General features: G+C 36.8%; 3 protein-coding genes and 1 pseudogene. All 4 read left to right on the top strand.

Features of this window, described 5'->3' with window-relative positions; translation table 11 throughout:
• On the top strand, nucleotides 1-522 hold a 522-nt coding region (locus H5186_RS22050; RefSeq protein ID WP_182795002.1), incomplete at its 5' end, for a DUF4150 domain-containing protein.
• A gap of 1 nt (nucleotide 523) precedes the next feature.
• Nucleotides 524-3,574: a hypothetical protein gene (locus H5186_RS22045; protein ID WP_182795001.1), complete on the top strand. Its 3,051-nt coding sequence runs from the start codon at nucleotides 524-526 to the stop codon at nucleotides 3,572-3,574.
• Complete coding sequence (locus tag H5186_RS22040; protein WP_182768129.1) at nucleotides 3,567-4,634, top strand: hypothetical protein; 1,068 nt, start codon at nucleotides 3,567-3,569, stop codon at nucleotides 4,632-4,634. The genes H5186_RS22045 and H5186_RS22040 overlap by 8 nt, the downstream gene beginning before the upstream one ends.
• Before the next feature lie 69 nt (nucleotides 4,635-4,703).
• A pseudogene (locus H5186_RS22035) lies at nucleotides 4,704-5,200 on the top strand (hypothetical protein); the annotation flags it as partial.

Here is a 5,200-nt window from a genome sequence, read left to right as displayed (position 1 = left end):
ACTAGCGTTGTACCAATTCCATACGCAAATAAAGCGCAATCAAGTGACGTTACAGATGTTGCCAGCTCAGTAAAAGTCAATGGCAATGGCGCCGCTAATATAAATAGCACTTTTTCACAAAGCTCAGGTGACTCCCCTGGTGATAAAAAAGGCGTCGCGAGTAAGAAAAACGACGGTGAAGCTGAATTTATCATGGGCTCGTTTAATGTATTAATTGAAGGTAAACCCGCTGTACGCCAAGGTGACCCGATGATCTCTAATTCTAAAAACACCCCACCTGCGCCACTTATGCAATCCGGCGGCCCCGCACCAAGGGGATTGAGTGTGCAAGTGAGGGATAGTTTGAGTGATGCAGAAACAACACATGGAGCGAGTATTTTAGTCAAAGGTGTTGATAGTAACGATGCATCGCTTGGTGCAATAAAAGCGACTCAAGGTGCAAGTGAGCAAAAAGTGCCAATCGCAGATAAGCAAAATATCAGTGGCAAAAACGCGTCAATTAATTTTACAGCAGGTGCTTAATATGGGATTAATTAAATTAGATTCGGAGATAAAGGGTGAATGTGGGAGTTCATATATACCTTTCGGCTATACACAACCTTATACTTTAGATAATCCGCCAAGTGATGACAATAAAGCGCAATTTATTTCGGTAAAACCAACCGTTTTTACCGAGGCGTCCCTTGATAAAAACAAAGCTAAACCTGCGCAATTTCAAGTGTTAGGAGAAGACGAACGACCTGTTAGTAACTTAAACGGCTTTTACTATATATTCGTTAATGGTTATTTATGGCGTGAAATTGCAGCTGTTGACAATGGTTGTTTATCTGAAGTTGATTTGGCAACTGAATTTGGCAAAAACGAGCGTTCATATTCGGGTTTAGTTACCCAAACAATCTTGCTGCCTAAGAAAACAAATGGTTTAAACTGTGAGCCAGGTTCACTTAGTGACCCCACGGTACAAGTTGCTTTTTCCATCGCCCAATGGTCATGGCAGTATATTGTGAGCCTCGGCGGACTGTACAAAGATGATCCAAGACAAAAAAGTGCTAACGCCACTTCACCTACACATGTTGAAGACCAGGGATTAGCTGATTCATTACGAAACGCTCGCTGTCAACAAATTGATTTAGCAGTAGCAGAGCGTGAAGGGCAAATTACAATACATGACCCAGGTGGCATAGCGCTTTCTCTGTTAAATAAGTGCCAAGTGATTTTTTTACAGCTACAGCTTGAGAATAAAAAGCTAACAGATAAGAAACATTATGATTCAGGTGTGTTGGCTTATCAAGCGATGCTAAATGATGATTTGCATGAAAAAGTGATGCGCGATCATTATATATTCCCACATCGAACTTCGATGACTCCTATAAAAACCAAAAAAGAGGGATATGCAGACTTAAGTTCTGGTGCAAAGTTTTTACGTAGTGGAGCAAAGCATCTAGACAAAGAATATCTAGAGCAATACTTGTCAAATGACAAATTAGAGAAATATTTAAAGGAGTTACCAATAGCACAAAAAGAGTTTGTTGATTTTTTACAAGACTTAAATAACGACTCACCTTTAACGTCTAAGCAAAGTGATTATATTGGTTTAGCTCCAGTAATGAATGATTGGGTAGCCCTTGAAAATGTAGATTATTTATTTGGCTTTAATTTTATTACTAATGTATTAAATATACTGAGTATCGACGATGTTTCAACTGGTGTATTCAGGCCTTGGAAAGAAAAGTTACCTGCTGAAAACGAGCGTAAAAAGAATATAAATAAAGCCACAAGTGCAATAGAAAGCTTTTTAAAAGCAACGTTTGAGCAAGGCAATTGGTTATCTGACTGCTTTATGATCCCAGAAGGTCACTTCGATATAAATCAGCCGGGGAGTGTTGTATTAAACACCTTGCCGGAAGAAAAAAATAACGGCGAAGCTAAATTTAGATTTGAAGAGTTTAAGCGCATTCATAAAAAGTTGATAGAAGAAAAACAAGAGCAAGACAGCTTATTAGCTAATAAAGGTTTAAAAGAGTTTTTTGGTAAAGCTAAAGATGCGGTGGGCTATTTAACTGCCGCATGGGGGCGAGTTGCGAGTCAATATCAAAACGGCGTTTTAAAACCGCACACTGTAAAAATTAGAAACTTGATGGTCTCTTATAATAAAGCGCTTGGAATTAGTGACTTTGCAGATATACATGTTAAACAAGCTGGTGCTGTATTAGGTGATAACCCATCAGTAATTGGCATTACGAACTATAAGCGTACGCAAAAAAACAGGCAGCAAAGGCGTGCAATGCTACGTGAAAGCGTGAAAAATCCGCCACCAAATGCAGTAACTATTTACGATAGTAAAGAAAATGTAATCGCAGCTGAAGACCCTAAAGCATTTGGCAGCAACAAAGGTTATTTTAACCCTAAAAACTGGACTGACTATAATGACTTAATCGGTAGGTATGATTCGATCGAGGGTGAGTTAGTAGTAGTACCTAAAGCCAACAGGTATGCGCTCTATTATGATAACCCAGACTTTAAACTAGGAGCTGTGGATACTGTTAAGCTCAAAGGCACGAAAATTTTAGAGCACAACTTACCAATGGTGATGTTAGCATTTGAAATGTTTAATGCTAATGAAATGATTAAAAAATTTAAGGCAGGAGACAAGGTAGATGCTAAGTTTCTAGCCGATTCATTGAATGTTATTTTCAGTCTAGCTACTCTTTCAGTTGAAGCTGCTTCATTTAAGATTCCAAGATTGTCTAGTTTCTTAAAGACAGAAATCGATCTAATTATTAAATCAGTACAAGTTACAAAAATAATAGGCTCTGTTGGTCTAATCTTAACATTGGCTATTACGGTTTTGGATGTATACAAATCTTCGCAGAAAAATGATATGGATGCAGCATTTTTTCATGCATTAAGTGGAGCTGTCGCTGTAGCTGGTTTTATATATCTTGGTGCTGCTTTATTTACTACACCTTTAGGGTGGGCAATAATCGCAGTCGGTTTGATCATTGCAATTATTGCTATATTAGTCACCGATAATGAATTAGAAACTTGGACTAAAAATGGCCCATTTGCAAAAGACGCAGATGACCGTTGTAGCGGTAGTTATAAAAAATGGCTTGATCAACCAAAAGAGTGTTACGCCGCATTAGTAGGTACACTGATGAACCCAAGTGTCACATTAGGTCTAAAAAAACTCACCGGTACCCATTGCCAATTAACTATTGATATAGACACACCAAATTTTGCTTTAGGGCAATCAGAGGTTTTCGTTCAAGTTTACCAGATAGAAGATGAGGGAGTTTTACACTTTGAGCAGGAATTCCGTCACGATCATAAAAATTGGCAAATAATCCAAAAAGAGAATACTGAATCCGGTGCCATCACTGGGTTCAAATATACCATACCGATATTATCAATGTGGCCAAAACACTTTGAAGTCGATTGGCAAGTAAAAGTACAATATCGCTTAGATAAACATGTGACCCTGCCTTATGTGGACATTGATGAGCGAAATGAATGGGACGACGGCGAAGTGCCCGATAAGGCATGGATAATAAAGGAAATAGAATATGCTTGAGCAGTATGATTTAGCAGCTTATAAAGGTACGCAAAATGAAAGGTTTAGAAATGAAATAGCTAAAGATGAACGTGACTCTATGTATTGCCGTTATCAGAGTAAGCAAGCAATATACCCAAGAGGGAAAGTGTATGGGCATTGTTATGACAGTAGTCAAAAAAACTTTTATAAAAACAACCTAAATGGTAGGTATGAAAAGTATCGTTCTATTTTTTGTGCAAAGACAAGTAACTTAACATTAGCTCTATCAACGAATCCATCCAATATAATTGACTTGATAATATTTTCATGGGTCTTATTACATTTTATAGCCTTGTTATCAGCTTTTCTTATTCCTCTATTTGCATTGTTACTAGGTTCGGTTAGTTTGGCTGGAGATATTGTTACTATGTTATTTTGTTATTTAGTAGTTTCAAAATCATTAAATTTCATTATTTGGCCATTTATAAGAAAAAAGTACAATCTGGCTGTTATATTTAATCGGGTAACAGGAAAAATGGCAATTCCTACAAGTGACGCAAAGAGCTTAGACGAATTACCATTTGAAGAATTCAATGCGCATTACAAAGTGGCCCATAATCCTAATAGTGGCTTCCCAAATAGAGGTTTTACGCTTTTACATTTTAAAAAAAGTATGAGATATGAAAAAACGTATGCTAATCAGGTTGCTCCTTCATTAATCCATTGGGAATTACTACAAAACTTTATGGATGTTACTCAACCATTAGCCGATATTCCGCAATTTGAATATTACCGTGAGTTTGATAAAACCACCGCTGAATTTGATAGAGCCAATGGCCGCCCTAAGTATTTTTGGTATCGCGTTGACAAATCATTTTTAAAAGAAATGTCTAAAGCCGATGATGAGCTTTTAAAAGGATTTAATGACGAAGAGCAGCTTGATAACTTATTGATGGGTAAACCTATTAAAAAGCTAACACCACCGGATATATTTAAATTCCCATGGAAATATGCGGATAATATAAAAGCTGAAAGCGAGATTAAATTTGGCAAAACGTTGTGGCAAAAATTCACTTCATTTTTAATGATTGATTTGTAGTTAAACAAAGAAATAAATAGGATTTAGCTCAAGCAGTAAATAGCTGCTTGAGTGGGCAAAAGGATATTCATGTCAATTTCATATAAATTTGCAAAACTAAATGCAAGAGCAATAGAGAACTATCAGAACTTTAAACACTATATTTCCTCAAAAAAGTATGAATATAGTTCACCTAAAGGGTTAATGATTGTCCGATTTTTATTAGAAAAAGAGGATAATAAAAAAGTACAGCCTCAAAGCTTGGATAATGAAGGCCGCTACTTGGGTTTTCATAATGCAGCAGATTGGACGTTAGGGTTAGTATTGGGACCTATTCTTTTGGGAGTAACAGGTTCAATTGTCTCAGTTATATTTTTTGGGGTATGGTTTTATTCACAATTTACATCAACACCAGAAGACTTTCCATTTTGGTTTGTATTACCTGCAATCGGTTTTAATCTTTTTTTCTTAAACTTCAGCCCTATATTAGCGCGTTATATTCTACCTAAACGTGAAGTATATTTTGACCGTCAAAACCAAACAGTGAACTTTACGTGGTCGGTTGATAATGCCGAAAAAAATGAGCA

This window comes from Pseudoalteromonas sp. SG41-2 (assembly GCF_014164535.1).
GTDB lineage: Bacteria > Pseudomonadota > Gammaproteobacteria > Enterobacterales > Alteromonadaceae > Pseudoalteromonas > Pseudoalteromonas rhizosphaerae.
This window is presented reverse-complemented; position numbering and strand designations above follow the sequence as displayed.